Consider the following 14,317-nt stretch of genomic DNA (forward strand, 5'->3'; position numbering starts at 1 on the left):
CTGATTATTTTGGGTAAGCACAAAAATTTTTAACAGACTTTACGCGCGAACTAAATGAAAATACTTGTTACCGGCGGAGCGGGCTATATCGGAAGTCATACCTGCCTTTTGCTGCTTGAGGCAGGCTATGATGTGTGCGTGGTGGATAACTTATCCAACAGCAAGCGGGTTCCGTTAGAGCGCATCCAGGAAATCACCGGCCGCAATCTGGAATTTGCCTGCACCGACTTGACGCATAAAAAAGCGCTGGCACAAGTATTTGAGGCCCATTCGTTTGATGCGGTGATTCATTTTGCAGGGTTTAAGGCGGTCGGTGAATCGGTTTTAATGCCCTTAAAATATTACTGGAATAACATCGCTGGCACCCTGGTATTATTGGAGTTAATGAATGCCTATGGGGTGCAAAACATTGTATTCAGTTCCTCGGCCACGGTTTACGGTGAGCCCGATAGGGTGCCCATCAAAGAAACTTTTCCGGTCTGTCCGACAAACCCCTATGGGCAAACCAAGCTCCATATTGAAAATATTCTGCGCGATCTTTATACGGCCGATCAGAACTGGAATATCGCCATTCTCAGATATTTTAATCCGGTCGGCGCCCATCCCAGCGGAATGATCGGCGAAGACCCCAATGATATTCCCAATAATCTGATGCCGTTTATCAGCCAGGTGGCGGTGGGCAAACTGCCGGAGTTGTCCGTATACGGCAACGATTATCCGACCCCTGACGGCACAGGGGTCAGGGATTATATCCATGTAATGGATCTGGCTGCCGGCCATATCTGCGCACTGAATAAACTTAAGAAAAACCCGGGGCTGGTAACTTATAACCTGGGGACCGGCCGAGGTTATAGCGTGCTTGAAATGATTTCAGCCTTTGAAAAAATGTCCGGTCAACCGATACCTTATAAAATCACGGCCCGCCGGGAAGGCGATATTGCGACCTGCTACGCGGATCCGTCGCTTGCCGAGGCGGAGATGGGCTGGAAAGCGGAACTGGATATTAATGCCATGTGCCGGGATACCTGGCGCTGGCAGTCCAAGAATCCGGATGGGTATATTTAGAAGTATTCCCCCCGGGCCGTGCGCCCGGGACCGAGCCTATAAATAACTTTAAAGGCACGGAGGCACGGTAAATTTGTTCTATCTATTTTTCAGGCGGGCACGGTGGCCCGCCCTACGAATGGGGAAAAACCCGATTCATCGTAGGGTCGGCCACCGTGCCGACCATAACTTTTTGATTTCATTAACCTAATACCTAATGCCCAAAACCTAAAACCTAATACCTATTACCTAATACCCAAAACCTAGTCCCAAGTTATAATGTTAAAGATTTTGGTCAATATAGTTTAAGGAAGCAACATGTATCTCGAACATTATCGGCTCACACAGAAACCGTTTCAGATTAATACGGACCCCGAGTTTCTCTGGCTTGGCGAGAAGCACCGGGAAGCCTTGGCCACACTTCAATACGGACTTTTGGAAAATAAAAGTTTTTTGCTTTTAACCGGTGATGTAGGGGTCGGAAAAACCACTATTGTCAATGCATTTCTCCAGATGCTTGATAAGAATGACCAGGTAGCGGTGATTCACAATCCGGTTTTCGAGCCGCTTGATTTTTTTAATTACCTGGCGAAACTGTATGGATTGTCAGCGGCGTTTGAAACAAAGGGAGATTTCCTTAACGCTTTTAATGATTTTTTATCTAATGCCTACTACCAGGGTAGACGTGTGGTATTGATCATTGATGAATGTCAATTGTTAAGCCCGGCACTAATGGAAGAGATCCGGCTTTTTTCAAATATTGAAAAAAAGGGCACAAAGCTCATCAACATATTTTTTGTCGGTCAGCTTGAGTTCAATGATATTCTCCTTCGCCCTGAAAACAGGGCCATCAGGCAGCGAATCGAGGTAAATTTTAATATTTTGCCGCTATCGCTGAAGGAGACGCAAAAATATATTGAATACCGTCTATCTTTTGCCGGGGCGACCAGAAAAATTTTTAAAGCAAGTGCGATACGAAAAATTTATCGATTCTCCAAAGGGTATCCGCGATTAATAAATATCATTGCCGATCGCGCGCTATTGACCGGCTTCATCAAGTCCGCCAGAAAAATAAAAAAGGGTATTGTCAAAGAATGTGTTAAAGAAATTGATCTTTCCAGTTCAAATAGAAAAACGCAAAATTATGACAATTCAACGTCATATAAATCAGTATCGGAAAAAAATGATAGCCCGGTTAACCAAGAAACTACTTTAAAAGATGCGAATCCAAAAACAGAGGCGGTAAAGGCCTTTGAAAAGTTTGCATCGATTGATGAAAAAAAATTCCGCGAAAAAATGGATGATTTGAATATAAAACGGTCAAATGGTGTTCGTCTTTTATTAAACAGAATTCACCAAGGAGCTTTGGATCCCAATGAATTGATTTCATCTGGCGATTCTGAATCGAAAAATATATTCTCAAGAGAACTCATCACTGAACTGGAGCGGATTCGACATGAGGTAAACGATGAAAGTATTAGGCCGCTTCTTGATTTGTTAGTTAATTTAAATAAATCTGAGATTTAATATCGGTCGACATTCTCTTTGAAAACGATTTGCTTTAGGATTGTGGTATCAGATTTCGATGTTGAAAAAAATTTATACCTTTTAGAGCGCTTGCTCCTCTTTTATTTGATTTTGTTCAGCAATTTTTGCGCATCAGCGTATTCCGGGAAATCCTTTCCTAGTTCAAGGCATTTTTTTAATTCTTCTTTTGCTCTGGCTGTCTGCCCGTCAGCATAGAGCGCCAGTGCCAGATGGTAGCGCAGGATGGGTATGTCGGGCTGTTTTTCCGTGGCCATGCTGAACTGGGTTAGCGCCAGCTTATAGGCGCCCCGCTTGTAATGCACCCATCCGAGGGTATCGATAATATAGGGATCGTCCGGTGCGTTTTCTTTGGCCGAGAGCGCCAAACGCAAAGCCTCACCAAGATCCCCCCCGGGGCTGTTGGCCATCAGCCATGCAAGATTATTGGCGGCGGCGGCGAAGTCGGGTTCCAATTCAAGCACTTTTGAGTAAGCCTTTTTGGCGCCCTCGCGGTCGCCTGCCTCTTCAAGAAGGGTTCCCAGGGCCATGTAGCCCTCGGCAAAATCGGGTTTTTTCCGGGTAACTTGTATGTATTTCTCGGTCGCCTGGTCGATTTCTCCCTTTCCAGCCAAAATTTTTGCTGCCATGGTATAGGCGCGCGGATTTTCCGGATCAATTGCTTTGGCTTTTTCAGCCAGTTTTAGCGCTTCGTCCGGAGAGTTGCCGTATGAATTCAGCAAATCTGCGAGCAGTAACATATGGTGTGGATTGTTTGGGGATTTTTGAAGCTGCTGTTGAACTGTGGCGATGGCTTGATCGGTTTTCCCCTGTTGGATGAGCAGTTTGCTGAGGGCTGCCAATGCCGGATTGAAATCCGGATCTAAATTCAGTATTTTTTCAAGCTCGTCCCGGGCTTCCGAAATATTGTTCTGCGCCAACTCGGCTTTTGCTTTAATGTGGAGTATTTCAACATTTTCAGGTGCAAGGGAGGCCATTTTTTCGAGTAAATTTTTTGCGTTCTCAATTTCTCCAAGGGATAAAAAGGATTTCGCAAGAATCATTCCGGCACGGAGATGGCCAGGCGCCTGCTGCAAAGCCTCTGCCGCATTGCTTTTGGCCCCCTCAAAATCTTGTTTTAAAAACCTATTCTGGGCCAGCAGGGTTCGTGCATCAGCGTCGTCCGGCGCATATTTAACTGCCTGTTTAGCTGCATCCAATGACAGCGCAATCTCTCCCTTGTTAAGATGGGCCAGGCTTTTGAGATAATAAGCCTCCGGCCACCCCGGGGATTTTTCTATAAGCCGCTCAAGGATGCTCAGCGCATCTTCGGGTTTTTTCTCGCGTATAAGGAGTTTGGCCTTGACAAGGCTTGCCATGGAATGCTGGGGGCTATCGGATAAGACCGTTTGAATGGCTTTTTGGGCCAGTTCAAAATTTCCGCTCTCATAATGAAAATCCGCCAGCATGGCTTTAAGATCCTCAGGGGATTCCGATTTGCTGATAGCTTCTTTATAGGCTTTTTCCGCTTTTTCCGGAGAGTTGGTTGTGCGGTAAAACTCGGCCAAAAGTGCTTGGATTTTATCTGAATCCGGAAAATTGTCAATCGCCGCGAGAATGCTTTGCTCCGCTTCCAAATGACGGCCTTTGTTCAAATAAAATTTGGCCAGGTTCACATAGCTTGTCGGATCGTCAGGTTTTTCTTCTATCAGGGATTTAAGGATTTTCTCTGCTTTGGAATCTTTTCCCTGGGTGAGATAGAACGCTGCAAGTTCTTTCAGGTACTTGGCATCTGAGTTAAGTTCCGCCGCTTTCTTAAATTCCTTTTCCGCCTCACTGATCCGGTTTGCGGAGCTCAATATCCGGGCGTGAATGACACGATAGGGGCTATTGTCGGGGCTCAATTCCAGAGCTTTCCGGATGGCCTTCTCAGCAGCATCAATATTTTTTTCCCTGGCTTCTATCTGTGCAAGCAGGGCATAGGCATCTGACAATTCTTTATCCACAGATAGAATCTTTTCAATATTTTCCCGGCTTTTATTAAGATTTTCGCCCAGAAAGTAAATTTCTGCGGTTTTTAAGAGGGCATCTGTATTTTCCGGGTCGAGGCTGGCAGCCCGTTTAAGTTCCCCCAGAGCCTTTCCCGGCTGTATGTCTTTCAAATAAGCAAGGCCCAGATGATAGCGCGCATCGGCATATTTCGGGTCAATCTTTACAGCATTGCGAAATTCTATAATGGCTGCTTTGTGGTTTTCGGCGTTTAAATATTCAAGGCCTTTTTGGTAATGATCAGCCTTTTTTTCTTCTATATCGGCACATGCGCCAGCAAATAGAATGCACACAAGCAAGGAAAGATTGACGCTGATAAATTTGCTTTTACTCTTCATATGGTATCCTAAATTATTGTTTTTGAGTCAATTTAGCATTTGTAAATTCATTTTAATTCTATTATAATATTTTTTCAAGTCAATTAGAACGCCTACGAGCTCGGCAAAAATGTCAATCCAATAAGACGGAGTGGGGTGTATGGTTTTTTCGCGGAATAAGGCGTTGAAGTATGTCTGTTTTGGTGAGGGAATGTTGAGTATGCGGCTTGTCTTTATTTCAATTTTTCTGGCCGCGGCAATTTTTTTGGGTAATGCTTCGGTTCTTGAGGCGCAAGCGCAAAATTCAAAGCCCGGCGATGATGTTTATGAGTTTGGTGTCGGCGATGTATTGAATGTTTTTGTCTATGAGGAGCCCGATATTTCCCAGGCTGTTACGGTGCGCAGCGATGGCAGAATTTCTCTGCCATTGATAGGCGATTTAGTAGCAGCGGGGGAAACCCCGGAAGCGCTTGCAGAAAAGATTACCCGAAAACTCAAAAAATTTATCGAGGTGGCGGATGTAACGGTGATCCTTGCTGAAGCCAGAGAAGAGGTTTATTATATCGTAGGGCAGGTTGAAGAGCCGGGTCGATACAGCTTAGATCGCCAGGTTACAGTGCTTCAGGCCATCGCCAATGCAGGGGGGTTTCTTGAATGGGCCAAGAAGTCAAGAATTATGATCGTAGGCGCCCCCAATACATCTGAAAAATTGACTTATTTTAACTATGAGGATTTTTTGGATGGCAAAAATACAAAGCAGAATATTGAGATCAAACCGGGCGACACAATTGTTGTCCCGTAAAACCAATTCAAATAAAAGGCAAGAATGAGTGCCCAGCAATCACAGCTAGATATTTTAGGTAAGTACCTGAATCTGTTAATCAGAGGGCATAAGCTGATTATTGTTTGTCTTCTTTTGGCTGTTACCGCCGCTATTCCCTACTATATAAGTATTCCGGACATTTATCAGTCAAGCGCGTCAATTATCTACCAGGAACAGAATATCAATCCCACCCGGTCCGCACCCCGCCAGGAAATGCGGTTTGAAGAGATGGTCAATACGGTGACGCAGCAGGTGTTAAGCAGAAAAAATCTCGAGGATATTATTAAGCAATTCAGTTTGTATCCCAGTATGCAGAAGGAATTCCCCTTGGAAAACATCATGGAGCGACTGCGCGAAAACGATGTTGAAGTCAATGTGGACCGGGGAAGGGGAAATGTCTTCAGTGTTTCGTTTAAATACAATGATCCCCAGAAGGCCCAACAGGTAACCAATGCCCTGGCGTCAAAATTTATAGAAGAAAACCTGCGGATGCGCGAGGAGCAGGCTAGAGAAAGAGCCAGCTATATCCAGGATGAGCTCCGCATGTCCAAGGAAAAGCTTCATGAAAAAGAAGCCCAGATGCGGGATTATAAACTGAAACATTATAATGAGATGCCCCAGCAGCGGGAATCCAATATGAATCGACTCAATGCGCTGCAGGAGCAGCTTCAGGCGATTCAATCGAATATTCATAATCTTGAGCAAACCCGTCTGCTTATTTCCGAGCAGCTTGAACTCAGAAGGAATATGATGGCCGAGGGGACGGGCTCAGGGGCTTCAGGCGCCGATTCCGAAGGGCAGGGAGCCGCCGCTCAACTTGCAGAGGCGCGCAGCAGGCGGCAGGAATTGCTGGCTAGATATACGAGAGAGCATCCCAGCGTAAAACGCATTGAAAAACGGATCAGCAGCCTTGAATCAGAGATTGAGGGGCAATTTGGGGCTCAGGGCGAGAGTGATGAGAGCCCTGAGGTTGAGGCCGGGGATTCGCGAATACGGGAATTGACGCTTCAACTCAAAGAAATCGATCTGGATCTCGAGAACTTGAGAAAAGAGAGCAAAAATATTCGCGAGCAGATTGGAACTTATCAGGAATGGATAGATGCAGCCCCGGTGCGGGAGGCGGAATGGGCCGCTTTGACAAGGGATTATGATGAACTGAGAAGTTATCACGATGAACTCCTTTCGCAGAGCCTGGCCGCCGAGGCGGCCGAGGGTCTTGAAAAGCGGCAGCAGGGCAGCCGGTTTAAGATCGTCGATTCCGCATTTTTGCCCAATACGCCGGTTAAGGGCCCTTTTCCCAAAATTTTATTGGTCTCCATTGCGCTTGGGTTGGCAGTTGGCGGCGGAATATTGATGGGCACGGATTTTTTGAATCCTGCTTTCAAAGACCGGCAGGAAGTCGAGGCTTTTTTGCAGATTCCTGTGGCCGCTGTGCTTCCCTTGATTGTCACGGAATCGGAAAAAAGGCGTAACAGGATAAAAAATATTGTCTGGTATTGTTCTTTCGCCATTTGGCTTTTTGCCCTGATCGGGGCGGCAGTTTATTTTCAGAGCCAGGGGGCACTAATTATTTAAATTTTGAAATTGTTTGCCAGGAGCACAAGCATGGGCAAATTGACAAAGGCCTTTGAAAAATCTTTTCCCCGGAAAAATCAAGTCGAAAGCCCCGGCGGGCGCCACCTGTCTGTCCTTGATAAGATATCAGATCAGGCCTTCGCTAAAGTGGACCCGGTGCATATGGCCCATAGCCGGGCTACCTGGGATGAGCGGCTGCAGATTTCCACCGCCCCCGAATCCCAAATTTTTGAAAGCTTCCGCCGGCTTCGGGCCCGCCTGTTATACTCAGAGCATCAGCCCAGAACGATTCTGGTAACCAGTGTGATGCCCGGAGAAGGCAAGGGGTTTGTTTGTGCTAATTTGGGCGTTGCGCTTTCACAGGATATGGAGCATCAGGCCTTAATGCTGGACTGCGATTTTCGGCGCCCTACTCTTGCCTGGCTTTTCGGCATTTCCAATGAAACCGGGCTTGTCGATTACTTGCAGGAGGATATTGATTTATCCCTTCTTGTCAGAAAGACAGCTCAGCCCAAGCTTTCATTGATTCCCTGCGGAAAGCCGCCAAAGAATCCATCGGAGCTGTTGAGTTCCGGCAAGATGATCGGGCTTATTAGTGAGCTCTCTGAGCATTATCCGGATCGCATGGTGCTTTTTGACAGCCCCCCTAACATAGTCGCCTCTGAAACAAGTGTTCTGGCAAATCACGTGGATGGTTTGATCCTGGTCATCCGCCACGGGATAGCCAAAAAAGAACAGGTAAAAAAGTTTGTGGAAGCCGTAGGCCCGGACAAAATTGTCGGGCTTGTATATAACGCCTGTCCTGAGGATAAGTTCACCGCGTTTATTAATAAAAAAATGTATTACGGGTATAGCCGTTACAAATATTATTAGGGTTTTGGGGAAATGTTATGAAGTTGGTACCTATCGCCTTGAGGATTCTAAGGAGCTTTGGGTATTAGGTTTTGGGTATTAGGTGTTAGGTTAAAAAAATCAAAAACTTAGCGCCTTACTGTCTCGGATTTTTTCCTATGCCGTATTTATTTAGTAAGTACTATCCATGGAGAAACCTGCTGTTCGTTTTTGGGGAATCGGGGATCATTTTTCTCATCATCAACAGCGTTTTTCTGTTCTGGGTCGGTTTTTTAGAATTTCAAAGCCAGTTCTCGCTTTATTTGCTGCGGGCGCTGGTTGTCACCTTTGTCTTCCAGCTGGTTTTTTATTATTCGGATCTTTACGATCTGCATGTTATCCCTCGCCTCCCGGACCACTTTTTAAATGTGATTCAGGCATTCGGCCTGGGGTGTATTGTATTGGCCTTAATTTATTTTCTTTTTCCATTTCTGACCATGCCCAGCCGGATTTTTGTGTCCGGATTGGCCGGTGTTGGTTTGGCGGTTTTTTTTTGGCGGTTTTTATATTTCAAGATTCTTGAAAAACGGATGTTTGTCCAGCCTGTGGCTTTGATCGGGGCCGGCGAATTCGCAGAAGAAATAATATCGGCAATAGACGGACAAAAGGATTGCGGCTTTAAAATCGAGGCCTTGTTTGCGGCAGACGGGAATCCCCGCAGCAGGAATATAGGAAGACCCATATTTTCGGATTTTAAAGAACTGACAAAGCTTTGTACCAATAGAAAAATAGGAAAAATCGTAGTCGCCTTGGACGAAAAACGAGGCGTGCCATTGCATGAACTGATACAATATAAGTTTATCGGAATAGAAATCCTGGACGGGGCGAGGTTCTACGAAGCGCTTACAGGAAAAGTACCGGTAAAAAGAATTAATCCGTCATGGTTGATCTTTTCAGATGGTTTCCATATCGGGCGATTTAAACGAATGTTAAAACGAGCTTTAGATGTTGTGGCCGCTTCAAGTCTGTTCCTGATATCCTTGCCCATCTTCTTCCTAACCGCTTTGATTGTTAAGCTTGAATCCGCCGGGGGGGTTTTTTACCGGCAGAAGCGCGTCGGCGAAAACGAAAAAATTTTTGAACTCATAAAATTTCGGTCAATGAAGGAAAGCGCGGAGCAAGAGGGGCCTGTCTGGGCCCAGGCAGGGGATGCCCGCGTGACAAAATTCGGTCGATTTATCAGGGAAACCCGTATTGATGAGCTTCCCCAATTAATCAACGTGCTTAAAGGAGATATGAGTTTTGTCGGCCCCAGACCCGAGCGGCCGGTTTTTGTCGAGAGCCTGGTAAAAGAGATCCCATTTTATGGCAATCGGCATCACGTAAAGCCCGGCATCACCGGGTGGGCTCAAATCAACTACCCCTATGGCGCTTCTGTGGAAGATGCATTGCGCAAGCTGGAATATGACCTTTATTATATTAAAAATTTGTCGATCGCCCTCGACTTGTTAACCATCTTTCAGACCATTAAAGTGGTTTTGTTCCGAAAAGGCGCCCGATAAAACCAAGCCGCGGTTTTGTAAAAAGCGGTTATGTCGTCATGATGGCAATTTTGCAGAAGGTAACTTATGATTCGTACTCGTACTCGTGCTCGTAATCGGCCTTTAAATTCCCCGAGTACGATTACGAGTACCAGAACCCTCACGCTTGCGCGGGACTGAGTCTGATCAGTTCCTTGCTTACACCTTAAACCGTGAATCTTAGACCGTAAGGTGGTTTCCATGTCGGATGCGCTGCTGGATACCCAAAAGGAAGTTTCCCGGCTGTCCCAAAATACCAAGGCTTTATTTGATCTGCTGCCGGACATGCTCCTGATTATAACAGGGGATCTGGTGGTGGAGCGAATGAATGCGGCAGCTGTATCCCGATTTGGTGATCAGCATGGCAAGACATGCTACCGAGCCATCTTCGGGCTTGATCATCCATGTGGCGAGGCAATGTGCCCATTTAATTGTCAGAATCCCCAGAAGCAATATGGCGAGTTGCTGGAAAGAAAGATCAGTGATGATTTTTTCGTGGAATACAGTTATGTCCCTTTTGAAGGCTATCGCGATGATAATCTTATTTTACTGGTAATGAGGGAAGTTACCCAGAAAAAGCTGCATGAAATGGAGATTGAAAGGTACAACAAAAATATCGAAAAAGTTCTTGAGGAAAAGATAGCGCTTCTAAGAAAAAATGAAACTCAACGCCGGCAGCTGCATCGGGAGCTGAATTATCTCAAGAAGGAAACAGAGCGGTTTGTCGGCAAAGATAAAATGATGGGGGAGAGCAAACCGATTCAAAAGCTGCGGGACTTGATATACCAGGTAGCCCCCTCTGACGCCACAATTCTTATTACCGGTGAATCCGGGACCGGCAAGGAGCTTGTGGCGGATCTGGTGCACAGGCACAGCGGCCGCGCGGACAAACGGTACCTGAAGTTTAACTGCTCTGCGGTGGCCGAAAGTTTACTTGAAAGTGACCTTTTTGGTTATGAAAAAGGAGCTTTTACTGGGGCGCAAGGGCCGCATAAGGGTAAATTTGAGGAAGCTGACGGCGGTACGATTTTTCTTGATGAAATCGGGGATGTCAGCCCGAAAATGCAGACGTCCTTGCTTCGGGTACTTCAGGAAGGCGAGATTTTCAGGGTGGGCTCTAACCGGCCCACTTCGGTGGATGTCCGGATTATCGCGGCCACCAACAAAGACTTGAGCCGATTGGTTGAAGCCGGCATTTTTCGGGAAGACCTTTATTACCGACTTAACGTTTTTAATTTGTACCAGGTTCCCTTGCGCAAGCGCAAAGATGATATTGTGCTGCTTGCCATCAATTTTCTGGTAAAATTTCGTGAGCGATTCAATAAGCAGGTTACTTTTCTGCCCGACAGTGTTGTGGAAAAAATGCTGGCATATGATTGGCCCGGCAATGTGCGGGAATTGGAAAATGCCATGCAGCGCGCGGTGCTGCTTTCCAGGAACGGTATTATTTTGCCGAATAGCCTGGGGATCAAATTAAAAGAAAATGAGTCCGGAAAAGAAGAGGTTTTGGCTGCCATCCCTGTAAATAAATTTCTTGACCGTCCCCTAAAGGAAAGCGTGTCTTTTTTTGAAGCAGAAGTTATTAGCCATGCGTTAGAGGCATTTGACGGAAAAACGGATATCATGTGCCGTTATCTGAATCTTTCCAAAACCGCTCTTTATGAAAAAATGAAAAGATACAGCATTAACCCAAAGGACTATAAAAAATAATCAGCTTTGGCTTTCTTTTTGCATGGAAAGTATGCGTTTAGGTGCAACCAAAAAATTCGATTAAAACGCAAGGATTTTCCATGGAGAATTCAGGAGGAGAGTGGGAGAGGATTTGTCCGTATTTCGTAAAGGAAATGAACTCATGCAGCTCAAGCACGGATGGTATTTATTTGCCCCCCAGGGTGCATATATCGACTTGTTGCCTGAGTTCCATGTATGAGGAATGCTCCATTTATAAACAATTCTGTCCGATGGGGGTTAGAAAAAAACAATACCTCCGGCGATCCGGAAAACAGACGGGCCTTTAAGCGGTTGAATGAACAGAAAAAAGTTTTGATCCGCACCTCCAGTCCCCAGGGTATTGTGGTCGGAGATTTTGTTGAAATGGCCTTAACCCTCGATTACAGCGAGGGAGGCATGCGAATAGCCCTCGACAAGGAAATTCCGGCGAACACCCTGCTGTTATTCGATTTTGACGATGATTTCCTGATTCCTCGCTTCCAGGGTCTTGCCTCACTGAGATGGCATCGGAAAATTGATGGCAACGATCATAAAATAGAGGCCGGGCTTGAGTTCAGAGACAAATACAGCCAGAGGGCTCTCGAGCTTGCCATGGAAGGTGAGTGGCAATAGGGTCAATTTCCGGAAAAACGGACTCTTCACATTTCAGGTTTTTTGAGTTTTTTCCGGAAATCCGGATTCAAGGTCCGGATTTCCGGAATTTTGTTTTTAAGTTTGGCTGTTATGAAGCTGAAAATAATCCCGCAGCCGCTTGCTTTAAGAAAAATAAATCCGCTTAAATGCCTGTTAAAAAACATAATCTTCCCATCTAAATATTGCCGGAATATTAAAATGCCAGTTTTATATGGGTTTAGAAATTTTTGGCACCTTAATTGCTTTCATTGCTTCTAACGTTGACAGAAAAAAGTATAACCTAATCAGCTGAATACGCTCCGGCAATAAAATTTTCAGCGGTTCAGAAAACACTTATGGAGGCGATCATGAATACCCAAATTAAATTTAGATTATTAGGTGTATTGCTTGGCACATTGCTGGTGCTCGGGGCTGCCCAGGCCCATGCGCTCCGTTTTTCGTTTGAGAATATTAATGACAACAACTCTTCAGACTCCTCAGCAGGGGAATCCCAATTATATGTGGGTATTAATTCGTTTGAGGACAACGCGTTGTTTACATTTGGCATTGATCGTGGAGAAACCCTGGGTATGGTGTTTAGTCTTAGCGCTGGGTTAAATTACGAGGGTTTAATTACCGCCTTGTCACTCGGGGGAGACGACGGGGGATTGCGGCTCGGCCTTAAGGTTCAGGGCTTTGAGGGTGGCGGCAGCGAAAGTTTTGGCAATAACGCCACACCGGTTCCTGAACCGGCTTCCATGTTACTGCTGGGTTCAGGCCTTGCGGGATTAGCTTTTATTGGGCGCCGTAAATTAAGAAAGTTTTGATATCATATATCAAACTATAAGATAAAATCGCTTTGCAGTGAGACCATTGCAAAGCGATTTTTTTTGAAATATCAGTTTAAAAGTTTTCAAATGGCCCTTTCTATAACTACAGGCGGGTGCTTTCGGTTAAAAGTATCATGCAGTCCATCTCCGTTGAAATTGATGCGGACCATGTGGCGCCCATAGATTAGATATGCCCCAATAGATGCAGAATTATCTGACCATAGATGTTGAGGATTATTTTCAGGTGTCGGCATTTGAAGATATTATCTCTTCAAGCGACTGGGACGCCATGGAACCAAGAGTTTCAGCGAATATTTCGCCGATTCTGCAGCTGCTCAAAAAATACAGGGTATCTGCAACATTTTTCATAGTGGGCTGGATTGCCGAAAAGCACCCGGAGGTGGTCCATCACATCCTGGCTGATGGCCACGAGATCGGCTGCCATAGCTACTGGCACAGGAAAGTCTATGATCTTACCCCTGAAGAGTTCCGGGAAGACACGCTTAAGGCTAAGACCATCCTGGAAAAAATCAGCAACAGAAAAGTTACATCCTACCGGGCGCCCAGTTACTCAATTACCAGAAAATCCTTGTGGGCCTTTGATATTTTAAAGGAATTGGGCTTTACCACGGATTCCAGCATTTTTCCAATCATGCATGACATTTACGGACTCCCGGGTTCCCCCCGGTTCCATTATAAATTAGAGTCCCAGCAGATTGATGAATACCCGATTTCCACAGCCGTTTTTTTCGGGAAAAATTTACCGGTTGCCGGCGGCGGATACTTTCGCCTGTATCCTTACTGGTTTACAAAATTTGCCCTAAAAAGAATAAATAAAATAGAAAAACAACCATTTGTGTTTTATCTCCATCCATGGGAAATTGATAGTGGGCAGCCCAGATTCAAACAGGCGCGGATTTTTTCTAAGTTCAGACATTACAATAACCTTGGAAAAACCATGGGCCGCCTTGAACGGCTCTTAAATGATTTTGAATTTGTTCCTCTGCCCAATCCTGGAGCGGGGGGCAACCAGATTAAGCTGGAAACGGCATAATCTGTTGACCTAAATTTAAGTGTTGAATATTTAAGCACTTTCCTTGTAAGGGGCAAAAACGGGGTGCCCCCGAAGGGGACGGAGTGCGTCTTGCTGCAATTAAAGGCATGTATTGGTTAACTTCACAGCTATTTCATCATCAACTGGCACGGGCGATGTAGCGGAAGGCTTCAGCCTTCCAAGTAACTTCACGGGTTTTAGGTTTTGGGTATTAGGCATTAGGCGAATGAAATCAAGCCGTTATGCTTATACGTAGTTCACGGTTCACAGTTCACGGTTCAACGGTTATACAAACTCAGTGCCTTAGTGCCTCAGTGCCTTAGTGCCTTTAAAGTTATTTATAGGCT

General features: G+C 45.6%; 12 protein-coding genes. 10 read left to right on the plus strand and 2 right to left on the minus strand.

Features of this window, described 5'->3' with window-relative positions:
* The first annotated feature begins 54 nt into the window (after positions 1-54).
* Positions 55-1,065, plus strand: a complete 1,011-nt coding sequence (gene galE, locus U5L07_17740; GenBank protein ID MDZ7833592.1) for a UDP-glucose 4-epimerase GalE — start codon at positions 55-57, stop codon at positions 1,063-1,065.
* Between the two features lie 297 nt (positions 1,066-1,362).
* Positions 1,363-2,571: an AAA family ATPase gene (locus U5L07_17745; protein MDZ7833593.1), complete on the plus strand. Its 1,209-nt coding sequence runs from the start codon at positions 1,363-1,365 to the stop codon at positions 2,569-2,571.
* A 101-nt stretch (positions 2,572-2,672) separates the two neighbouring features.
* Here U5L07_17745 and U5L07_17750 read toward each other — a convergent pair whose 3' ends face one another.
* Positions 2,673-4,955, minus strand: a complete 2,283-nt coding sequence (locus U5L07_17750) for a tetratricopeptide repeat protein (protein MDZ7833594.1) — start codon at positions 4,953-4,955, stop codon at positions 2,673-2,675.
* Between the two features lie 199 nt (positions 4,956-5,154).
* On the opposite strand from U5L07_17750, the gene U5L07_17755 reads away from it, so the two are divergent.
* The 6 genes from U5L07_17755 to U5L07_17780 all read left to right on the plus strand — a co-directional run bounded on the left by U5L07_17755 (position 5,155) and on the right by U5L07_17780 (position 12,086).
* Positions 5,155-5,736: a polysaccharide biosynthesis/export family protein gene (locus U5L07_17755; GenBank protein ID MDZ7833595.1), complete on the plus strand. Its 582-nt coding sequence runs from the start codon at positions 5,155-5,157 to the stop codon at positions 5,734-5,736.
* 24 nt (positions 5,737-5,760) lie between these two features.
* On the plus strand, positions 5,761-7,332 hold the full coding sequence (locus U5L07_17760; GenBank protein ID MDZ7833596.1) for a Wzz/FepE/Etk N-terminal domain-containing protein: 1,572 nt from the start codon (positions 5,761-5,763) through the stop codon (positions 7,330-7,332).
* Between the two features lie 30 nt (positions 7,333-7,362).
* A complete protein-coding gene (locus tag U5L07_17765; GenBank protein MDZ7833597.1) occupies positions 7,363-8,205 on the plus strand; it encodes a polysaccharide biosynthesis tyrosine autokinase in 843 nt (280 codons plus the stop codon).
* Between the two features lie 137 nt (positions 8,206-8,342).
* Positions 8,343-9,725 carry a TIGR03013 family XrtA/PEP-CTERM system glycosyltransferase gene (locus tag U5L07_17770; GenBank protein ID MDZ7833598.1) on the plus strand — a complete coding sequence of 461 codons (1,383 nt, stop codon included), beginning with the start codon at positions 8,343-8,345 and terminating at the stop codon, positions 9,723-9,725.
* Positions 9,726-9,944: 219 nt separating this feature from the next.
* Complete coding sequence (locus U5L07_17775) at positions 9,945-11,453, plus strand: sigma-54 dependent transcriptional regulator (protein MDZ7833599.1); 1,509 nt, start codon at positions 9,945-9,947, stop codon at positions 11,451-11,453.
* Between the two features lie 216 nt (positions 11,454-11,669).
* Positions 11,670-12,086 (plus strand): PilZ domain-containing protein, encoded by a 417-nt coding sequence (locus U5L07_17780; protein ID MDZ7833600.1) that lies wholly within the window; start codon positions 11,670-11,672, stop codon positions 12,084-12,086.
* A gap of 26 nt (positions 12,087-12,112) precedes the next feature.
* Here the strand turns inward: U5L07_17780 and U5L07_17785 are convergent, their stop codons facing one another.
* Positions 12,113-12,271, minus strand: a complete 159-nt coding sequence (locus U5L07_17785) for a hypothetical protein (GenBank protein MDZ7833601.1) — start codon at positions 12,269-12,271, stop codon at positions 12,113-12,115.
* Between the two features lie 183 nt (positions 12,272-12,454).
* Here U5L07_17785 and U5L07_17790 point away from each other — a divergent pair, with 183 nt between their 5' ends.
* A complete protein-coding gene (locus tag U5L07_17790) occupies positions 12,455-12,913 on the plus strand; it encodes a PEP-CTERM sorting domain-containing protein (protein MDZ7833602.1) in 459 nt (152 codons plus the stop codon).
* Positions 12,914-13,118: 205 nt separating this feature from the next.
* Complete coding sequence (locus U5L07_17795) at positions 13,119-13,970, plus strand: XrtA system polysaccharide deacetylase (GenBank protein MDZ7833603.1); 852 nt, start codon at positions 13,119-13,121, stop codon at positions 13,968-13,970.
* The last annotated feature ends 347 nt before the right edge of the window (positions 13,971-14,317 follow it).

Source organism: Desulfobacterales bacterium, from assembly GCA_034520365.1.
Lineage (GTDB): Bacteria > Desulfobacterota > Desulfobacteria > Desulfobacterales > Desulfosalsimonadaceae > M55B175.

Coding starts and splice junctions, on each gene's coding strand:
- galE (MDZ7833592.1), top strand. CDS start 55: ATGAAAATACTTGTTACCGGCGGAGCGGGCTATATCGGAAGTCATACC.
- U5L07_17745 (MDZ7833593.1), top strand. CDS start 1,363: ATGTATCTCGAACATTATCGGCTCACACAGAAACCGTTTCAGATTAAT.
- U5L07_17750 (MDZ7833594.1), bottom strand. CDS start 4,955: ATGAAGAGTAAAAGCAAATTTATCAGCGTCAATCTTTCCTTGCTTGTG.
- U5L07_17755 (MDZ7833595.1), top strand. CDS start 5,155: ATGCGGCTTGTCTTTATTTCAATTTTTCTGGCCGCGGCAATTTTTTTG.
- U5L07_17760 (MDZ7833596.1), top strand. CDS start 5,761: ATGAGTGCCCAGCAATCACAGCTAGATATTTTAGGTAAGTACCTGAAT.
- U5L07_17765 (MDZ7833597.1), top strand. CDS start 7,363: ATGGGCAAATTGACAAAGGCCTTTGAAAAATCTTTTCCCCGGAAAAAT.
- U5L07_17770 (MDZ7833598.1), top strand. CDS start 8,343: ATGCCGTATTTATTTAGTAAGTACTATCCATGGAGAAACCTGCTGTTC.
- U5L07_17775 (MDZ7833599.1), top strand. CDS start 9,945: ATGTCGGATGCGCTGCTGGATACCCAAAAGGAAGTTTCCCGGCTGTCC.
- U5L07_17780 (MDZ7833600.1), top strand. CDS start 11,670: ATGAGGAATGCTCCATTTATAAACAATTCTGTCCGATGGGGGTTAGAA.
- U5L07_17785 (MDZ7833601.1), bottom strand. CDS start 12,271: ATGTTTTTTAACAGGCATTTAAGCGGATTTATTTTTCTTAAAGCAAGC.
- U5L07_17790 (MDZ7833602.1), top strand. CDS start 12,455: ATGAATACCCAAATTAAATTTAGATTATTAGGTGTATTGCTTGGCACA.
- U5L07_17795 (MDZ7833603.1), top strand. CDS start 13,119: ATGCAGAATTATCTGACCATAGATGTTGAGGATTATTTTCAGGTGTCG.